Annotated in this window: 17 protein-coding genes and 2 pseudogenes; 5 read left to right on the plus strand and 14 right to left on the minus strand. The window is 57.4% G+C overall.

The genetic code is table 11. The features are described 5' to 3' along the window. Positions 1–4: 4 nt before the first annotated feature. From FPY71_RS18695 to FPY71_RS12895, 5 genes are read right to left on the minus strand one after another with little or no spacing between them, the layout of a single operon-like run. A complete protein-coding gene (locus FPY71_RS18695) occupies positions 5–889 on the minus strand; it encodes a branched-chain amino acid ABC transporter permease (RefSeq protein ID WP_246160527.1) in 885 nt (294 codons plus the stop codon). A 48-nt stretch (positions 890–937) separates the two neighbouring features. After that, complete coding sequence (locus FPY71_RS12880; RefSeq protein WP_149300717.1) at positions 938–2,137, minus strand: ABC transporter substrate-binding protein; 1,200 nt, start codon at positions 2,135–2,137, stop codon at positions 938–940. Between the two features lie 20 nt (positions 2,138–2,157). Continuing rightward, positions 2,158–3,879, minus strand: coding sequence for an acetolactate synthase catalytic subunit (locus FPY71_RS12885; RefSeq protein WP_149300718.1), 1,722 nt, complete (start codon positions 3,877–3,879; stop codon positions 2,158–2,160). Then, entirely contained in the window at positions 3,879–4,895 is a 1,017-nt protein-coding gene (locus tag FPY71_RS12890) for an NAD(P)H-quinone oxidoreductase (RefSeq protein ID WP_149300719.1), read from the minus strand. Before FPY71_RS12890 ends, FPY71_RS12885 begins: the two co-directional genes overlap by 1 nt. A gap of 35 nt (positions 4,896–4,930) precedes the next feature. Then, positions 4,931–5,998, minus strand: a complete 1,068-nt coding sequence (locus FPY71_RS12895; protein WP_149300720.1) for a zinc-dependent alcohol dehydrogenase — start codon at positions 5,996–5,998, stop codon at positions 4,931–4,933. Positions 5,999–6,129: 131 nt separating this feature from the next. On the opposite strand from FPY71_RS12895, the gene FPY71_RS12900 reads away from it, so the two are divergent. Next, complete coding sequence (locus tag FPY71_RS12900; protein ID WP_149300721.1) at positions 6,130–6,807, plus strand: GntR family transcriptional regulator; 678 nt, start codon at positions 6,130–6,132, stop codon at positions 6,805–6,807. A 26-nt stretch (positions 6,808–6,833) separates the two neighbouring features. Here the strand turns inward: FPY71_RS12900 and FPY71_RS12905 are convergent, their stop codons facing one another. Then, positions 6,834–7,922, minus strand: a complete 1,089-nt coding sequence (locus FPY71_RS12905; RefSeq protein ID WP_149300722.1) for a glycerol dehydrogenase — start codon at positions 7,920–7,922, stop codon at positions 6,834–6,836. Between the two features lie 212 nt (positions 7,923–8,134). On the opposite strand from FPY71_RS12905, the gene FPY71_RS12910 reads away from it, so the two are divergent. Genes FPY71_RS12910 through FPY71_RS12920 form a run of 3 tightly spaced genes read left to right on the plus strand, consistent with a single transcriptional unit; the run spans position 8,135 to position 10,714 of the window. After that, positions 8,135–9,028: a transketolase gene (locus FPY71_RS12910; RefSeq protein WP_149300723.1), complete on the plus strand. Its 894-nt coding sequence runs from the start codon at positions 8,135–8,137 to the stop codon at positions 9,026–9,028. After that, positions 9,025–10,014, plus strand: a complete 990-nt coding sequence (locus FPY71_RS12915) for a transketolase family protein (protein ID WP_149300724.1) — start codon at positions 9,025–9,027, stop codon at positions 10,012–10,014. Before FPY71_RS12910 ends, FPY71_RS12915 begins: the two co-directional genes overlap by 4 nt. A gap of 7 nt (positions 10,015–10,021) precedes the next feature. After that, on the plus strand, positions 10,022–10,714 hold the full coding sequence (locus FPY71_RS12920) for an SDR family NAD(P)-dependent oxidoreductase (protein WP_149300725.1): 693 nt from the start codon (positions 10,022–10,024) through the stop codon (positions 10,712–10,714). Positions 10,715–10,757: 43 nt separating this feature from the next. Here the strand turns inward: FPY71_RS12920 and FPY71_RS12925 are convergent, their stop codons facing one another. Next, positions 10,758–11,417: a GntR family transcriptional regulator gene (locus FPY71_RS12925; protein ID WP_149300726.1), complete on the minus strand. Its 660-nt coding sequence runs from the start codon at positions 11,415–11,417 to the stop codon at positions 10,758–10,760. 252 nt (positions 11,418–11,669) lie between these two features. Between FPY71_RS12925 and FPY71_RS12930 the strand changes: the two are divergent. After that, positions 11,670–11,771, plus strand: a pseudogene (locus FPY71_RS12930) (IS3 family transposase); the annotation flags it as partial. Here the strand turns inward: FPY71_RS12930 and FPY71_RS18855 are convergent. The 7 genes and pseudogenes from FPY71_RS18855 to FPY71_RS12965 all read right to left on the minus strand — a co-directional run. Continuing rightward, positions 11,770–11,964 (minus strand): annotated as a pseudogene (locus FPY71_RS18855) (IS481 family transposase); the annotation flags it as partial. The pseudogenes FPY71_RS12930 and FPY71_RS18855 sit on opposite strands and share 2 nt — an antisense overlap. 230 nt (positions 11,965–12,194) lie before the next feature. Next, on the minus strand, positions 12,195–13,148 hold the full coding sequence (locus tag FPY71_RS12940) for an alpha/beta hydrolase (RefSeq protein ID WP_246160529.1): 954 nt from the start codon (positions 13,146–13,148) through the stop codon (positions 12,195–12,197). Positions 13,149–13,170: 22 nt separating this feature from the next. After that, positions 13,171–13,569: a RidA family protein gene (locus tag FPY71_RS12945; protein WP_149300727.1), complete on the minus strand. Its 399-nt coding sequence runs from the start codon at positions 13,567–13,569 to the stop codon at positions 13,171–13,173. 71 nt (positions 13,570–13,640) lie between these two features. Next, positions 13,641–15,473: an ABC transporter ATP-binding protein gene (locus tag FPY71_RS12950; RefSeq protein ID WP_149300728.1), complete on the minus strand. Its 1,833-nt coding sequence runs from the start codon at positions 15,471–15,473 to the stop codon at positions 13,641–13,643. A gap of 2 nt (positions 15,474–15,475) precedes the next feature. Then, entirely contained in the window at positions 15,476–16,315 is an 840-nt protein-coding gene (locus FPY71_RS12955; RefSeq protein ID WP_149301095.1) for an ABC transporter permease, read from the minus strand. A gap of 17 nt (positions 16,316–16,332) precedes the next feature. Continuing rightward, entirely contained in the window at positions 16,333–17,283 is a 951-nt protein-coding gene (locus tag FPY71_RS12960) for an ABC transporter permease (RefSeq protein ID WP_149300729.1), read from the minus strand. 9 nt (positions 17,284–17,292) lie between these two features. Then, entirely contained in the window at positions 17,293–18,810 is a 1,518-nt protein-coding gene (locus tag FPY71_RS12965) for an ABC transporter substrate-binding protein (RefSeq protein WP_149300730.1), read from the minus strand. Between the last annotated feature and the right edge of the window lie 25 nt (positions 18,811–18,835).

Here is an 18,835-nt window from a genome sequence, read left to right on the forward strand (position 1 = left end):
TTCCTCACGACAGATGCGAAAGGGCCTTCCGACTGCCAAAAAGGCCGGATGGCTTGAGGATAAGGATGAGGAGGAACAGTCCGAAGACCACCGCCTCGCGCAGGCCGGAGCCGATATAGAATCCCGCCATGGCGTCGATTACGCCGATCACCAGCGCGCCGAAGAAAGCGCCCGGGATCGAACCGAGGCCACCCAGAACCACGACGACGAAGGCCGTTAGCACGAAGTAGATACCGGTGTTGGATGAGGTCGGGTAAAGCGGCGCAATCATCACAGCGGCGAGGCCGACGCAGGCGGCACCGATGGCGAAGCTGAGGACGTAGATGCGCGGCACGTTGACGCCCATCAGTTCAGCTGCAGCGCGGTGCTGCGCTACCGACCGGATCGCGCGGCCAGTTTGTGTTTTCTTAAGGAAAAGCTGCAATCCAATCACCAGCGCCGTGGCGGCGATGAAGATATATATCTGACCGATCAGCACCCGCACCGGACCGATATCGACGGGGGTGCGCAGTCCGTAATTCGGCGTGTTGGCGATATCAGCGCCAAAAATCAGCAATGCGAGGTTCATCATCGCGGTTGAAAGGCCGACCGTTGCAAATATCTGCACATGGTCATCCTCGGCCCCCATAAGAGGCTGGATCAGCAGCCTTTGCGTCAAGGCACCCAGAATAATCATCGCCGGAACGACCATGATGACCGAAGCATAGGGGTGAAGACCCAGATTTGTGGTGATGATCCAGGTTATGAACATGCCCGCCATGAGAAATTCACCATGGGCAAAGTTTACGACCTTGACGATACCAAATATCAGCGTCAGCCCGATGGCGACGATGGCAAACAGCCCACCAAGCATAAGGCCGTTTGTAAGAACTTGTAGAAATGTCGTCATTTCAGGCTCCCCGGAAGGGGGACGGCATTGCTGCCGTCCGCGTCACTGTCAGTTGCTGAAACGGATTTCATTGCTGGCTGCTTCGGCCGGGTAGACCGTCACCAACTCACCATCCTGCCACTGCATACCCATCATGAACGCGCGCTCATTCTGGTTGTTTTCGCCGAATTTGAAGCCGTAGCCGGTGGCGGTGGTGCCATTCGGAATGTCGAGCGTTTTCATCGCTTCAACAATCTGGTCGGCCTCAAAACCTTCTGCATTTTGCAGTGCTTCAAAAATTGCCTTTGCGCCGACATAGTTGTTCAGCGAATGGCCGGAGCGCGGCGCGGTTCCGTATTTTTCCTGATAGGCAGCGACGAATTCGGTCAGGCCGGGGGTGGCTTCGGTATTGACGATGAACTGCGTGAAATCGACGTCGAAAACCCCGTCAATTATGTCATGGCCCACAGCATCCGCAGTCGGTTGCATTGAATAGCCGCCGCCGCCGCCGATGATTGCAGTTGGCTTATAGCCGGCTTCATTCGCCTGTTGCAGGAATAGGACCGAGTCATTCTGATACGAGGTCTGCAACACGACATCGACGCCTGCATTGCGCAGTTCGAGAACCAAGGAAGACATGTCAACGATATTGGCCGGGTACCCGCTCTTGATCGCGATGGTCAGGCCGTTTTCATCAGCTGTCGTCTGCTGATGTTTCGCAACCGAGGTTCCGTAGGAACTGTCTTCGTGGATGATGCCCAGTTTCAGCGTCTTGGGGTCAATGCCCATGCCGGGAGCGATGTTGTTAACCAGCATCTCAACCGAGTTGCGGCCGATATGTTCGGCAGTTGGATTGGTGCGGAACAGATATTCGAGCCCGCGCCCGGTCACTTCATCGGCCACCGCGCCCAGTTCGAAATATGGCACGCCGGCCAGTTCGGCCACCTGCGACGCTGCAATGGCGCGTGCGGAAGAATAGGTACCGAAGATCGCCTTCACGCCTTGCAGCGAAATCAGACGCCGCGCTTCGCCGGTGGCCTGATTGTTGTCGACCGCGTCGCCGCGCTCAAGCACGATCATTTCGCCGTTGATACCGCCGGCAGCATTGATCTCTTCCACGGCGATCTCCAGCCCGCGCGAGCTTTCATCACCCAAAAGCGCCAGTGGGCCGCTTATCGGATAGAGCGAACCGAAGCGCACCTCTGCCGAAGCCGGAAGTGCCAGCGAAAGCCCGAGGGCCGCACTCATCATGTATGTCGTAAGTTTCATGTTTTCCTCCCTAAATAAAATCAGTAGTCAAGCGCATGTTTGCCGGTAAAGCTTGAGACTGGTGGCCAAGCCCGTTCATCGGTCACGACGTCGATGACTGTCAGCACGTTAGCGGCGATGGCGTCTTGAAGCGCTGCGGGCAGCTGGTCGGCTTGGTCTACCCTGACCCCTCTGACCCCGCAGGCTTTTGCGATGGCTGCATGATCGACTGGCTGGAAATGCACCACATCGGTATGCGCGCCAAAAAGGCTCAGTTCAGCGTGTTTCTGGTAGCCGAGAATCTGGTTGTTCAGCACAACCACGACGACTGGCAGGTTCATCCGCTTTGAGGTTTCGATTTCGGCCCAGACATGGGCAAAACCGCCATCTCCGGTCAGGCAGATTACCGGGGCATCGGGGCGTGCGGCCTTGGCGCCAAGCGCAAAGGGCAGTCCCCAGCCTAGCCCGGCCAGACCGCGTGGTGTCAAAATGCGCTGACCGGCCTTGCGGATGGTGATGCCATCGGCAACCCAGATCGACGAATATGAGGCATCCGCCACGACAATCGCCTCGGGTGAAATCAGCTTGTCGATTTCAGCAACAATCCGCTCTGGCCGCAAAGGTGATGCGTCTGATAAGGCATGGGAACGGGCCGCAGCACTGCTTGCAAGTCCCTCACGGATTTGGGTTTCGACCGCAGAGCGTGCTTTGATGCGGGCGTTGAGATCGCGTGATTGCAGAGCGGTGTTCAGTGCCTCGAGCCCAAGGCGGGCGTCGCCCACAAGGCGCAGAGCTTCATAATTGCGCCCAACCTCATTGCCGTCGATATCAAGCTGAATATAGCGCGCACCCTGCGGGTAAAGCTGCCAGCTATCGGTGCCATTCTGGTTTGTGCGGTTGCCGACCAAAAGGACAACATCCGCTTCGCGAACCATCGGTGCCAGATCCGCGGCCTTGGCACCCGGCCCCATGAAGTAACCTACGACCCCAAGCGACAGCGAATGCGTTTCATCGACAGAGCCTTTGCCCATGACCGTGGTGGCGACGGGAAAACCGAGCTCCTGTAATTCGCTCAGTGCCTGATGCGCCCGCGATGCATGAATGCCGCCGCCTGCGATGACCAGTGGCCGCGCTGCACCCGCCAACAGGTCGGCGGCCTCGGCAATTCTGGCCGGATCGGGCGCAACCGGATCAAGCGGGAAATGGCCGTAGGCTGCTTCTCGGCCAAGGTGCGGTTGTTGCTTGCGCAACTCGTCCATCAGATCGACTGGTACAAGCAGCACGGCAGGACCGGCGCGGCCACTCGTGGCCGCGGTGATCGCCATATCGACATAGTCCTCGATCCGCGAAATTTCGGTTACGCGGCGCACCCATTTTGCGACGCCCTGAAACAAAGCGGGGTGGTCAAGCTCCTGAAAGGCGTTGCGGTCGGTATGCTGGCGATGCACATCCTGCACGATCGCCACCACCGGGATTGAGGCCTTCAGCGCTTCTGCCAGCCCCGCGACCAGAAGCGTCGCCGCTGGTCCGTTCTGCCCGGTAACTACGGCCACCTGACCCGAGATGCGGGCAAAGGCATCGGCCATCGCCGCACCAGCATTTTCGGTGCGGTAACCGACCTGCGTGATGCCGTAATCCGGCGCGGCAAGGAAAAAGGCTGACGGGATGGACTGGCCGAAAACCTTGGTGACACCATGACGGCGCAAAGCTGCGGCCAGAAGATGCGCTCCGGTCTGGTTCGAACGGATTTCCACGTTTTTCATCAGACGGTCCTATCTTCGCAGGCTGTTGTTTTCAGGATGATTTTTCCGGTATGAGCCGAGGCTTCGAGATGAGCATGGGCAGCTTGAACATCTGCCAGGTCAAATACGGAATCGATCACCGGACGGGCACCTGCGTTTAAAATCAGCGGCAGTGCTTCAGCCTCGACAGCGCGGGCAAGCGCGGCTTTCATCGCCAGCGGCCGCGCCCGCAGCGTCGATCCGCTAAGGGTCAGGCGTTTGAACAGAAGCGGCCCCATATCCAGATCGGCGCGTGACCCCTGCTGGAAGGCGATTTGCGCAATGCGGCCATCCTCGGCCACAAGGCTGAGATTTTTTTGCATATACGGCCCGCCGACCATGTCGAGGATCACTTCAGGGCCGCGGCCATCTGTGAGGGCGCGGACGGGCTCAACGAAATCGCCGTTGCGGTAATTGACCGAGGCCAATGCGCCAAGCGCCTCGGATGCACGGCATTTTGCATCGCTGCCGCAGGTGGTGATGACACGCGCACCGATGGCTTTGGCCAAAAGCGTGGCGGTGACGCCAATGCCGGAGGTGCCGCCATGGATCAGAACCGTTTCGCCAGCCTTGAGTCCCGCGCGGATGAAAAGATTGCTCCACACGGTGAAATAGGTTTCCGGGATGCCTGCGGCCTCAATCATGCTCAGACCGTCTGGCACCGGGATGCAGGCTTCGGCCTGCACGATCGCTTCTTCGGCATAGGCGCCGCCTGCGACAAGCGCCATTACCCGGGATCCCGGTGCAAAGCGGTTCACATCCGGCGCCGCTTCAAGGACTTCCCCTGAGAGTTCCAGCCCCAGCACATCGGTAACGCCAGGCGGCGGCGGGTAGTTGCCTGCGCGCTGCATCGCATCCGGACGGTTGACGCCCGCCGCATGGACCCGCACCCGCATCTCACCCGGCCGAAGAGCTGGCAGGTTGCGACGCACCAGTGTCAGAACCTCCGGCCCACCCGGCTGTGTGGTTACGACTGACAGAATTCCAGCTTCAGACATTGGTTTTCTCCCCCCAATTGTTTCGCGACCAGCTCTCACGAAGCCGGATGCAGCATGACTTTCAAAGCCGAACGATCGCGGGCGAGGGCAAAGCCTTCGGACGCGCGCTCCAGCGGCAAACGATGTGTGATCATGCGGCCATAGCGATCTGGCTCGGCGGCAAGGCGTGCCACCGCTTCCTGAAAGCAGGCCCGTGTGGAATCGTGACTGCCGCGCATCTGTTTTTTGCCGCGCACCAGTTGGTTAATATCCAGCGTCAGCGGGGCATCATGAATGCCAACCACGACGAGAACGCCCTCAGAGCGCAGAATGGCAAGGCCCTCGGCCACACTGGATGGTCGTCCTGTGGCTTCCAGAACAATATCAGGACCCTGGCCGAAATGGCGGGCAACCGCATCGGTAAGGGTTTCATCCGCAAGATCGACTGTGCGTGCAATGCCCAGTTCACGCGCGAGCGTCAGGCGCGGGCCGTCCCGGAAGCCTGCCAGCATGACATCCGCACCCCGGCTTGCCGCGACCAGTGCTATACCAAAGCCAATAGGGCCGGGGCCCAGCACCAGAACGCGCCTGCGGCCCCTTTCATTTCCTTCACTGGAAACGAGGCCGGAGGTGTTGACGGCGTTGATTGAGACTGCCAGCGGCTCGGCCAGCGCGGCAATGTCATGTGCCAGGCCCGCAGGCAAGCGCAGTGCATTAGCGGCAGGTATGCGCACCTTCGCAGCAAAACCGCCATCGCGGTGCAATCCGATGACCCGGCGGTTCGCGCAAGCGCTGTAGTGTCCTTCATGGCAGGCAACGCAATCACCGCAGGTGACTGTTGGCAGGCAAACTATGTTGTCCCCCGGACGCAGCGCATCAGGTCCGGCTGCGGCATCGGCGCCGATGGCCAGTACCGTTCCCGCAAATTCATGCCCAAGGGTCAGCGGTAGATAGAGGCGCATGAAGTCGTAGGCGGAGTCGCCAGACCACGCATGAAGATCGCTGCCGCAAATCCCGCAAGCTTCAACAGACACAATGATTTCATCTGCCGCAGGCACATCAACGAAGGCAAGATTGATCAGATCAGCCCCTTGTCCGGGGATGCATTTTTGCAGCGCTAACATTAAAAGCCTCCTCTGGTGCATACGGCTCCTCAACCGCTAGCATGCACCATCCCTATGCGTTATAAGCCACATGTTATAACAACGTGTCAATTCTTGACGACGCTTCAGGTCCTTTAATTACGGGGGAAAAGATGTTGGAAATCAGTGGAAGTGATTGGATTAAGCCGATTCAACGTCAGAGCCTGAGCGAGAACGCCTATACAAATCTGCGCGAGGCGCTGATGGAAGGGCGGATGAAGCCTGGCGATGACCTGCCATTGCGGCCGGTTTCGCGCAGCTTTGGCATCAGCGCGACACCAATGCGTGAGGCTCTGCTGCGCCTTGTCACCGAACATGCGTTGGAAATGGACGGGCGTGGCCGGATTTCGGTTCCGCATCTCACGCGCACCACTTTGCTGGAGGTTCGCAAGATTCGCTCTTTCCTTGAGGGGAATGCCGCACGCGAAGCCGCGCTGCACGCGAAACCCGAAGCTGTGGATCAGCTTGAGCAACTGCATGTTGAACTCAGCGCCGCCCAGGATGCGCGGGATTTCCCGCGCGCAATCGGGTTGAACACCAAGTTTCACCTGAAACTCTGCGAAATCGCCACGCTGCCAGTGTCTTATGAAGTTGTATCCAACCTCTGGGTGCGGTGCGGGCCGTTGCTGTCGCATCTCTATGATTTTGGCATACCCGCGAATTGGGATCCCCATCCGCATGTGCGCGTGGTGGCGGCGATCCGTGCGCGCGATCCCGATGCTGCCTATGCGGCGCTGATCCACGATATTGAAGGCGGCGGAGCGGGCCTGCTGGCGCATGTGAAGGACTGAGCGGGCACGAAGGCCGATGGGTTCCATCACTGAGCCGCTTTGAAACGGGTTTCAACCCAGTCGATGGCTTCTGCGATATCCCGTGATGTGATCGGCGCTGGCAGATGCCCGATATGCGGCGATGTCATGGTCATATCCGCAAGGATAGTGACCTCATCTTCGGTCGGCGCGCGGTCTCCAAGATCCGCCAGTGTAACCGGCAGACCGATATCGTGGCAGAAACCGGCAAAGCGGTCGATTGCGTCCTCAGTAGCGCCCTGCAAACGCATCTGAACTACATTCGCATAAGCGATCTGCATTCCGTGCATTTGATGCGACCATGGCACCAGCGCGCTCAGGCCGCGCGTCATTGAGTGCGCGACGGACAAGCCGCCGCTTTCAAAGGCCAGCCCGCTCATCAGCACAGTTGCCTCGACCATGCGCTCAAAGGCGGGCGTCACTTCGCCGCGGTCAAGCGCGGCCAGCGCATCCCTTGCATGGGCAAGCACGATCTCATGGCAGCTCTTGGCAAGTGCAACCGCTGTCCATGCCGATGTGCCGCCAAACATATTCTTCCCGCCCGCGTCTGCACAGCAGGTGACTTCATGGATCTTGCCGATAGCGTCACCGATCCCGGCCAGAAAAAGCTGTCTGGGTGCAGCCACGATCACGGCGGTATCAACGATCACCAATTCGGGGTTGCGCGCAAGTTTGCGTACCGCGACCAAACGGTGATCGTCATCATAGACAACGTAAATATGCGAGGTGGGCGCGTCGGTTGACGCAATTGAGGGAACCGTCACCACCCGCGCACCAAGCTGATGCGACATGGCTTTGCCGGCATCGATACATTTGCCACCGCCAATCGCGGCAACGATCTCCGGCTTGTTTGGCCCATCAACAGCGGCGAGCAAACGCGAGATCTCGGGATCGGTGCACTCGCCCGAGAAGATCAGGATCTGCGGCGTAAGGCCTGCGCTTTCACACGCGGCCCTTATCCCTGCGCCATACTTCTCGTTCATCACCGGATCAACCAGCAGTGCGACACTGCCGCCCAGTCGTGCAAGCTCTGCGCCAATCTGATTGAGCGCACCCGCACCCTGAACATATCTTGATGGTGATCCGAAAATGATCATCCCGCCTTTTCCCCTTCATCACCCTTTTCAAGTTATGGCCGGATCTCCCCGCCATCGATCATGAAGCATCTCGACTCGTGCATCACATATCATATATGATGCTTGATATTGCCGCGTTGAGTCAATAACCTTTCACCACGCCACCAAAAGAATCGTCGGACAGACAGGCAGGGGGCAGGTGAAAGCGGCCTTGCCCTACAGAGGAGTAACGAATGACACCTTCAGACCCGCAAGCCCCGCCCAGACGCCAGAACAGTTTTGTGCCGGATCAGGGCACGATTGAGCGTCTGCGTGAGCGCGCGCAGTTCATTCGGCTGGAGACGATTCGCCTGATCGATATCGCCAAAACAGGCCATTACACCTCGGTATTTTCGGCGGCCGAGATGTTCTCTGCGCTGTATTATGATGTGATGAAGCTGCGCCGGGGCGAACCGGACTGGGACGATCGCGACCGCTTTACCATTGGCAAAGGCCATGCAGCGGTAGGCCTGTTTCCGATTTATGCCGATCTGGACTTTTTTCCGAAAGACTGGCTGGACGACTATACGCGACTTGGCAGTCCGCTGGGCGACCACCCCGATATGCGCAAGGTGCCGGGAGTTGATTTCTCGTCCGGCTCTATCGGCCATGCGCTGTCCAACGCAATCGGCATTGCGTTGGCGCAGCGCTGGACCGGCAGGTCCTATAAGGTTTTTTGCATGATGGGCGATGGGGAAATGCAGGAAGGCCAAGTCTGGGAGGCGGCGCTTTTTGCCGCGCAGAACCGAATGAAGAACCTGATCGCCATTGTGGACCGCAACGGTTTTCAGCTCGATGGCAGGGTCGATGACGTGATGGGTATTGAGCCGCTTGACGCGAAATGGCGGGCGTTTGGCTGGGAGGTCTACGAGGTCGATGGCCATGACATTGCCGCCGTCACCGAACTGATGCGCAGCCTGCGCGCTGATGACAGCCGCGAGAAGCCGGCGCTCGTCATCTCGAAAACCATCAAGGGTAAGGGAGTTTCCTACATGGAGACCGAGCCGGGTTGGCATCTGGGCTGGCTTGACCCAGAGGATGCCCAAGACGCCATTGCCGAAATCAAATCGAAGGTCATCGGATCATGAACGCGCCAAAATCTCCGAACTCCTGGCAATATCGCGGACTGAATGCTGTCAATCCCGGACTTGACCATCTATCGAATGGGCTTTTGTGGCTGGTGGATCAGGGGCACAATGTTGTGGCGGGGTCTGCCGATCTGCAATATTCGAACGGCCTGAACCGCTTCGCCGCCGCCCATCCAGACCGCTATATCTCTTTCGGCATTTCCGAACAGAATATGGTCTCTGTCGCCGCCGGAATAGCCACGACAGGGGTCACGCCTTTCATCGCGACATTTTCATCTTTCCTTGGGCTGCTGGCCTGCGAACAGATTCGCATGGATGTCGCCTATTGCGCACAGCCGGTTCGCCTTATCGGTCATCACACCGGCATCTCACTGGGTTTTTATGGCACCTCGCATCACGCGACGGAGGATATTGGCACCATGCGCTCGCTGGCCGATATCGCTATTGTCTCCCCTTCGGACGGGGCGCAACTGGAAGCCGCAATCCGCGCCTCGGCGGACTGGGACCAGCCGATCTACTTCCGCATCGGCCGCGGCCGTGATCCGGTCGTCTATAAGGGCGGCACCGAATTCACCTTCGGAAAAGCCCATATTCACAGCATCGGCGAAGAGCTGACAATCATCGCCTGCGGCATCACCGTTCACGCCGCGCTTGAGGCGGCAGCGGCGATGAATGCAGCGGGACGTTCGGTGGGGGTGATCGATATGGCCTCTATCAAGCCGCTGGACCGCGATGCGGTGTTGCAGGCGGCCGAAGCCTCGCGCTGCCTGATGACCGTTGAAGAACATAATGTCATGGGCGGGCTGGGCTCAGCCGTGGCCGAAGTTCTCACGGATGAGGGAAAGGGCGTGCGCCTGAAGCGGCACGGCATTTATGACGAATATGCGCTGATCGCACCGCCGACCCATCTTTACGCGCATTACAAGCTTGACGGCGCGGGCATTCGCGAAGTGGCTGAAGGCTTCCTGTCCGGGCAGAAGGGCTGAATTTGTTATGACAAAAACCGCGATTATCACAGGCGGCGGGACTGGAATCGGTCTTGCCACCAGCCGCCATTTGCTGGCCGATGGCTGGCATGTCATTGCAGGCGGGATCGACAATGAGGACGACCTGCCCGAAGGGATCGAGTTCATAAAAACCGATGTGACGAGCGAGATAGATCTTGCAGCGCTGGTCGGGCGCGCCGATCGCGTTGATGCGCTGATCAATTGCGCCGGGATCATCCGCCAGATGCGGGAATGGGAGGTGGACCAGTTCCGAGCGGTGATGGATGTCAACCTGACAGCTTCGCTGGCTGCCAGCAACGCCGCTCGCGACAAGCTGATCGCCGCTCAAGGTGTCATTGTTAACCTCGCATCCATGTGGAGCTGGTTTGGTTCAGCGCGCTCGCCAGCCTATGCGGCATCGAAAGGTGGCATCGTGGCGTTGACCCGTTCGCTTGCGGTGGCGCTTGGCCCGAAAGGCGTGCGGGCAAATGCAATTGCGCCGGGCTGGGTCAATACAAGAATGGGGGCAGGCGCAAAGAACGATCCTGCGCGCGAGCCCGCAATCACTGCGCGAATTCCTCTGGGACGCTGGGCGGAACCTGAAGAGATCGCCGAGGTGATCGGCTTCCTTGTCTCGCCCGCAGCGCGCTACATTAACGGTGCCCTTATCCCTATCGATGGCGGCTATTCCATCGCGTGAGCGGTCGTGAAGGGTTCGGGCCGATCAGGCCCGGATCGTTCTATCAGTCCTCTGCAATCCGGGCGATCAGCTCGCGCGACCAGTTTACATCGGCCTGCATCGCGGCCTCTGCGGCCTTTGCATCATTATGCCGAAGCGCCTCGATAAAGCTGAAATGCAGATGGTCACTGCCGGAGAGGCGACGCGCGGGCATCTCCTCGTGAAAGGTGCGCAGAAAAGGCCCCATCAACGCCCACATATTCTCGCAGACGGCTTCCACAAAGGGCAGGTTCGCCCGACGTAAGATCAGGAAGTGAAATTCGCGGTTGGCGCGCGCCGCTTCGCGCGGATCAAGTCCAGCGGCGGCTATGAAGGCAGAGTTCATCGCCTCAAATTCCGCAATAACTTCAGGCGTTGCGATTTCTCCCACGTGATGCGCAGCAATGCCTTCCAGCTGATAGCGTATCGCGACGATCTCGCGCAGGTCGCGCGCCGTGAGCACGGGCACGATCACCGAGGTGGCAGCGGTGAATTTCAACGCCTGTTCCGACGCAAGCCGCATAATCGCCTCGCGAACCGGAGTAATTGAGGTACCGTAAAGTTCGGCCACACCGCTGATTGTCAGACGCTCACCCGGACGGTATTCCCCTTCCATCAGCGAAAGCCGCAGATTGCGGTAGATCTGCTCCGAAAGACTCGCCTTAACTACCTGCTTTCCAGCCATGCCCGCCGCCCGTTTCTGCAGCGGAGCTATCGCATCTTTTAAATGGTTTTACCAGCATAAGCGGGTTGCGCATCCACCATAATCCCCGTGATGAAAGGGATGCGCAGTTTGTTTGAGAGCGAATATTGACGCATTCATCATGCGGAAGCGTCATGACCCCCTCTGACGAATTTGTTTAGAAGCTCCGGTCGGTCTCTCGCCAGCTCGTCTGCGAACTTGGTTTCGTGGGACGGGAGTTCTCGGGCACGGACCTTCCGCGTTTATGGTGGTCGGAAAGTCTGGCGGCAGTTGAAGCGTGAAGACTTTGACGCCGCCCGCTGCACCGTTGCTCGGCTTATAAGGTCGATGAGCCTGCATAACGAACCGGCCGCCGCGATCTGTCCGGCAGGGCTTCAACGCTATCAGTCTTATAGCGACTGAATATGTTGCAGCCAGTTTTGCGCGAGATGCAGAAATCCCGGCAGACATCGCTCATCTCTTCTCACTCCACAAGGCGGGCGCTAAAGCGTAGACGTTCCGCCATGACCGAAGTCTCTCTCCACAGCATCAACACCTCTCGCAAAAGCGAAAAGTGTTACCCATGTCTCCGGTACGAAATGTCACCTATATCTCAGGTCGTGCAGGCTCGCTAAGTCTTTGCCTGGCGAGTTTTTTGTTGTCTTTGAAATCCTGAAATTGTTGCCCACAGTCCCAAGGGACCAGCAGGGACCGGCTGAAATCAGCTTGGCACCTTCGGCAAGCGACATGCCGCTAAAAGTGTCTCGACTACACGAGGCCTCAGTGGGATTTTATGAAACTGGCGATGCTATCCACAACGCCTGGTGCCAACGGCAGATCGGCCGCGGCATAGGTGGCGAGGTTGGCGTCTCGATCATCGGGGCCAACCTGCTTCATGACATGGTTGGTATCCGGCAGGATCGCCAGCTCCGCGTCTGGTGCGGCCTGTTTGATACGTTCGGCATCGGACCCCGACACCTGAAGATCGGTCTGCCCTTGCGCTATCAGGAGCGGCACAGCAATTCCCCCAGCCAGTTCCGCAGGGTCCAGCGCAAAGGTGCTGATGAGAAATCTCTGCACGTCAGGATTAAAAAGTGGCATCAGTTCCGGCGGCAATGTCGCCGTCTCCACAAGTCGGCCGGCTGACAGCTCGTCTATTGCGTGATTGGCCGCGGCCAGCAACTGCGTGTTTGCCGGATTGGCCTGCAACTGCTCTTTGAGAACATCACCGAGGGGGCGTCCGGCCGTAGCGACCAGAATCAATCCGCAGAGGTTATTGGTCTTCGCGGCAGACGCCAACGCAACGAGGCCGCCCTCGCTATGACCGAGCAGCCAGACGCATGTAGCCCCCGTTCTTGCCCGAACTGCATCCACCCAGATGCCAGTATCGTGGACATAGTCGTCAAGTGTCACCGCATTGGCATCAGCAACGGCAGCCTGGCTGCCGAACATGCCACGCTTATCAATGCGAACACTGCCGATCCCTTGCTCGGCCAACCCCTCGGCCAGGAGACGATACGGCGCAGCGTTAACACCCAGAGGGTTGTTGCCGTCTCGATCAGTCGGACCAGAGCCCGGTATCATAAGGACGATTGGTGAATCCACTGCCGGCAGAACCAGCGTTCCCTGCAGTGGTCCGTCGGGACCTGGAGCTTGGATTTCTTCATTCGCCACTGCCGGGGTGCCGCCGGCAAGCAGCATCGCGAGCGCAGCAGACACCATGTTACACCGCATGTCATGCCTCCATCGAAAGGGCTTAAACGGACGCTGGCTTATAGGCAATCACGTCCATTTCCACTTTGGCATCCACCATCAAAGGTGACTGAACAGTTGAACGCGCTGGCGGATGATCGATAAAATATTTCTGGAACACCGCGTTGAAGCTCGAAAAATCACGGGCATCATCCAGCCAGACATTCACCTTCACCACATCTGCCAATGTGCAATCTGCAAGGGCAAGGGCGCTTTTGATGTTGGCCACCACTTGTTCTGTCTGCGCGACGATATTGCCGGCAACCACTTCACCATCGACGGTCGGCACCTGACCGGAAACATAGATGAGGTCACCCGCGCGCACTGCCTTGGCAAAAGGGCGAGGCTGTCCACCAGCCTGGCTGTCTGCAGTTTCATAGCGGATTATTTTATTGTCGCTCATTTCAACTCCTGAATTCGCTTTGGCCATGGCTTCGTCTCACACCATGCTTCCGGCGGACGCACTGCTGCTTGTCATGCAGCCGCATTTTCCGTGTTATTCCAGTCACTCAGTTGCACAAGGTGTCCTGGGCTCACTTCTCGATAGGCTTTTTTCGGCGGTACATAATCATATGATCTGAGAGGGCTTTTGATCTCTTTCCCCAGATCAGGACGCTTCAGTTTGCGTGCTGCTGGATCGGGAATGGGAACAGCGTCAATCAGGCGGCGTGTATAAGGGTGCTGGGGGTTGTTGAAGATGGACTCTCTTGGCCCAATCTCGACAATTTCACCCAGATACATCACTGCAACGCGATGGCTGATCCGCTCGACAACGGCCATATCATGGCTGATGAACAAATAGGCCAGATCGTGCTTTTCCTGCAAATCCATCAGAAGATTCGCCACCTGCGCCTTAACGGAAACATCCAGTGCCGAAACAGCTTCATCAGCAACAATCAGCTTGGGCTGAAGCGCCAAGGCACGGGCAATCGATATGCGCTGACGCTGACCACCCGAGAATTCATGTGGGAAACGCTCGGCCATTGAGGCAGCCAGTCCAACCTGTTCAAGCAGTTCCGCCACCCTTTCCTTCGCCTGTTTCTTGTTCATCAAACCATGCGAGAGGATGGGCTCAGCAATTGCCGCGCCGATACGAATACGCGGATTGAGCGACGCAAAAGGATCCTGAAAGATAATCTGTGCGCTGCGTCGCATGGCCCGCAAGGATGAAGCGCCCAGTTTGGTCACATCCTTATCTTCAATAATGATGCTGCCGGATGCGGGTTCGAGAAGGCGCATGATGGCGCGCCCGGTTGTTGATTTTCCACAACCGGATTCCCCTACAAGCGCCAGCGTTTCACCAGGGCGTAAATCAAATGAAACATCTTCAACGGCATGAATTCGACCATTGGGCAGATCAAAACGGACAACAATATTGGAGGCTTGCAGAATAGGGTTGCGAGTTGATGGAACCGGCTTTGTCACCCGGCCATCTTTCGCTTCACCGGTTTGCGGATTCACCTCGGGAAAGCGCTTTGGCGCGATCGTGTCACCCATGGTGCCAAGGCGCGGAATGGAAGCCAACAGCGATTTGGTGTAAACAGCTTTTGGTGAAGCAAAGATGTCCCTGGTGGCACCAGTCTCAACCATATCGCCGCGCAACATGACAACAGTGCGATCTGCCACCTCGGCAACCACACCCATATCATGGGTGATGAAGAGGACAGCCATGTTCTCTTCTTCCTGCAATTCCCGAATGAGATGCAGAATTTCCGCCTGAATGGTCACATCCAATGCGGTTGTCGGCTCGTCAGCAATCAAAAGCTTCGGGCGGCAGGCCAACGCCATTGCAATCATCACCCGCTGGCGCATCCCGCCTGAAAATTTGTGCGGATATTCATGCAGTCGTGTTTTGGCGGCGGGAATACGGACACGATCCATGAGCCGCAGAGCTTCGGCTTCAGCCTGCTTCCAGCTCAGCTTCTGATGCAGCACAAGTGCTTCAGCCAACTGATTGCCGATTGTGAATACCGGGTTCAGTGAGGTCATCGGCTCCTGGAAGATCATGCCGATTGAGCCACCGCGCACCGAGCGCATTTCGGCTTCCGAAACCTGCAACAGGTCGCGGCCTTCAAGAAGAATGCGGCCTTCTATGCGCGAATTGTCCTTTGGCAGAAGGCGCATGGTGGACAATGCCGTTACGCTTTTGCCTGAACCGCTTTCGCCAACAATAGCAACGGTTTCGCCAGCGTGAACATGGAAATTGATATCGCGTATGACCGCACGCCAGCCGCCAGCCGACTTGAAGGATGTCGTCAGTTGCTCAACGGATAAAACGGGATTTGTGCTGCGGTTGTGTTCCGCCATGATCAGGTTTCCTTCGCAAGACGTGGATCAACCATATCGCGCAGCCCATCACCCACGAGTTGCAGTGACAGCACAGAAAAGACGATTGCCAGACCGGGAAAAAGCATCAGCCATGGTGCGTTGTTCATGTATTCGCGCCCCGATGCCAGCATGGTGCCCCATGTCGGCATATCTGATGAAACACCGATGCCGAGAAATGACAGGCTGGCTTCGGCCAGCATGGCCGATGCGAAAACAAATGTTGCCTGAACAAGGATGGGAGAGGCCAGATTGAGCAGGACATGGCGCAGCAGAACCTGCCATGTCGGCAATCCAAGCGAAATTGCTGCCTCGATATAGGGCATCTCACGGACAACCAGCGTTGATCCACGAACAATACGTGCCAGTCGTGGCGCGTAGGTAATGCCCAACGCGATGATAACAGTTATCAGGGATGGGCCCAATGCAGCCACCAACGCAATGGCCAGCAGAATGTCGGGAAATGACATCATCGCATCCAGAAGGCGCGAGATCGGTGCATCCAGTTTGCGGAAGTAACCAGCGGTGACACCAAGGATAATGCCGAGGATTGTCGAGATTGCCACAACGCCCAAGCTGACAAGGAGGGAAATGCGCCCGGCATAAATAGCGCGGGAGAAGATATCCCTGCCAAATTCATCCGTGCCAAAGAAATGTGTCCACGAGGGGCTTTGCAGCTTGTTGACGATCGAGAGTTTGTTGGGTGCGTAAGGCGCAATCCACGGTGCCAGCAGTGCAGCAAGGACAACGGTCAGCAGAATCAACGCACCCAGTGCAATGGCTCGATTGCCGAAAAGGCGGCGCAGACTGCCGATGAAGGGCATGGAGAAGGAAGCGAGCGTCACAGTTTTACCCTCGGATCTACCAGAATATACAGCATGTCCACGGCGAAATTGATCAGGACGTAAATTGCGGCCACAACCAGCAAGGTGCCCTGAATGACCGGATAGTCACGTCTGAGAACGGCAGAAACGACGAGGTTGCCAATGCCTGGAAGGCCAAAGACGGTTTCTGTCACAACCGCACCTGCAACCAGCATGGCAATTGAAAGACCAATCACGGTGATGATGGGAATGAGCGCGTTCTTGAATGCGTGCTTGAGGATGACCCGCCGCTCGCTTGCGCCTTTGGCGCGCGCTGTGCGGACATAGTCGTCTCCCAGAACATCCAGCATTGCGGCGCGTGTGAAACGGGTTATCAGTGCCGAATTGACCACTCCCAGCGCCAGAGCAGGCAGTACGAGGTGGTGCAGCCGGTCTAAAAAGCCGGCATCCGGCCCGCCATAGCCTGAAGCGGGAAACCACCCCATTCCAACGGCCAGTGTCTGGATGAGAATGAGACCAAGCCAGAAACTGGGAACACTGGCAGCAACCATTGTCAGCGTTACAACCGACTGGTCGAAAATGGTACCTCGCTTGACAGCGGAAAGAATGCCGACGGGCAAGGCAATGGTAATGGCGATCAGAATAGAAAACAGAGTGAGGAAGAATGTGGGCTCCGCACGTGAGGCCAGTGCCTGAGTTACGGGCTGGTTAAGGAAGATCGACTGCCCCAGATCGCCCTGAAATATGCCCATGACGAAATGGGCATATTGAATCAGAATGGGCGCATCCAGGCCCATTCTGGCACGAAGGTCAGCAATGTCCTGCGGGGTCGCATCTGACCCCAGCATGACCGCTGCCGGATCGCCCGGTGTTACGCGAACTATGATGAAAACAACTGTTACAACCAGAGCCAGCACGATCAACATGCCAACCAGTCGGTTCAACAGAGCCCAGGCGATCCGCTGCATTTTAATGCCTCACTGCTTTGGAGTCACATTCCAGAAATGCGGCCAATAGGTTGGCGTGTAGCCACTTACGCCATTTGCAACGCCTGAAAGGGCATTGAAATTGCCAACCTTGTAGAGAGGAGCGTCATCATAGATGACAGTTTGAATGCCTTCCCAGGCTGTCAGCTTATCCTCATCTGTGGTGGCATTCATGTACTGATTGACGGCTTCGGCCTTCTGGTCCGAAACATACCAGCCCGGATAGGAGTCAGTGATCGTGTTGATCGTGGTCGGATCGCCCGGGAAGTTGGAATGGGTGATGAAAATGTCCCATTGCGCAGGGTCAGCGCGACGCGTTGTCAATGTTGCCCAATCGACAACCTGCAGGTCGACCTTGAAGCCGGCAGCTTCAAGATAAGCTTTGGCGACTTCGCCAATCTTGTAATGGAATTCGTACTGGCGGCTGGTCAAAAGGCGGATTGGAGTTCCGTCATATCCAGCATCCTGCAGGAGTTTTGCGGCTGCTTCCGGGTCGCCTTCACCATAGCGGGCAACACCTGCGTCCGTGTTCCAGTAAAAGCCTGTCGGGAAAATTGAACCGCCAACGCTGTAGAAGCGCTCGTCTGAAAAGGCAGCCAGCATCATATCGGAAGCATTCAGTGCCGCCTGCACCGCCTGTCGCAACTCTTTATTGGTCAGAACACCCTGCTGCATGTTCATGTTGAGCGACGCCCAGCCGGAATTCTCAAAAATGACAGGCTTGGCCACGCCGCTGGCCTCAACCCGCTCAAAGGCACTCACAGGCAAGGCATCGGCAAAATCAAACTGTCCTGAAATCAACCCTTCAACACGGGTGTTTGCATCGGGAACCGGTACGAAGCGCAGTTCCCTGGCGATCGCCTCACGCTTGCCGGCATAGTTGCTCGGCTCTCCTTCAGGAGATTGGTAATCTTCAAAACGCACGAGCTGCGTATACTGGTCAGGCCTGCGCTCTTTCAGCGCGTAAGGTCCTGTTCCAATGAATTTCGTCAGCGTGTCTTCAACCGTTTCCGATGGAATGATGACCGATGCCTGCGAAAGCGTTGCCAGAAGGGGAGCATAGCGCGACTTGAGTTTGATGATGACCGCATGGTCGCCATCTTCAGCCAGGCTCTCGACAACTTCCGCAACCTGCCTGCCTTTGGAGTTGATCTGCATCCAGCGTGTGAGGGAGGCTACAACGTCTTTGGCATCGAAGTCACTTCCATCATGGAACTTCACACCTTCGCGCAGGGCAATGCGGTATGTCAGGCCATCTTCTGAAATTTCAGGCATGGAGGCTGCAAGAAGCGGCACCGATTTCCACTGATCATCATAGGTGAACAGCGTTTCAAAAATATGCTGGTCGATGGTCAGAACGATGTCTGTCGGCGTCTGCATGACATCAAGGCTTGGTGGCTCGCCAATAGTGGCAATGGTCAGAACGCCATCCGTTGCCTGTGCCAATGCCATGGCGCTGGAACAGGCAAGGGCGGCCGTTGCCGCAGCAAGTATAAAAGTTTTTTTCATGATTTTCTCCCTTTTATGGATTGGC

The organism is Aureimonas fodinaquatilis (assembly GCF_008369445.1).
Taxonomy (GTDB): domain Bacteria; phylum Pseudomonadota; class Alphaproteobacteria; order Rhizobiales; family Rhizobiaceae; genus Aureimonas; species Aureimonas fodinaquatilis.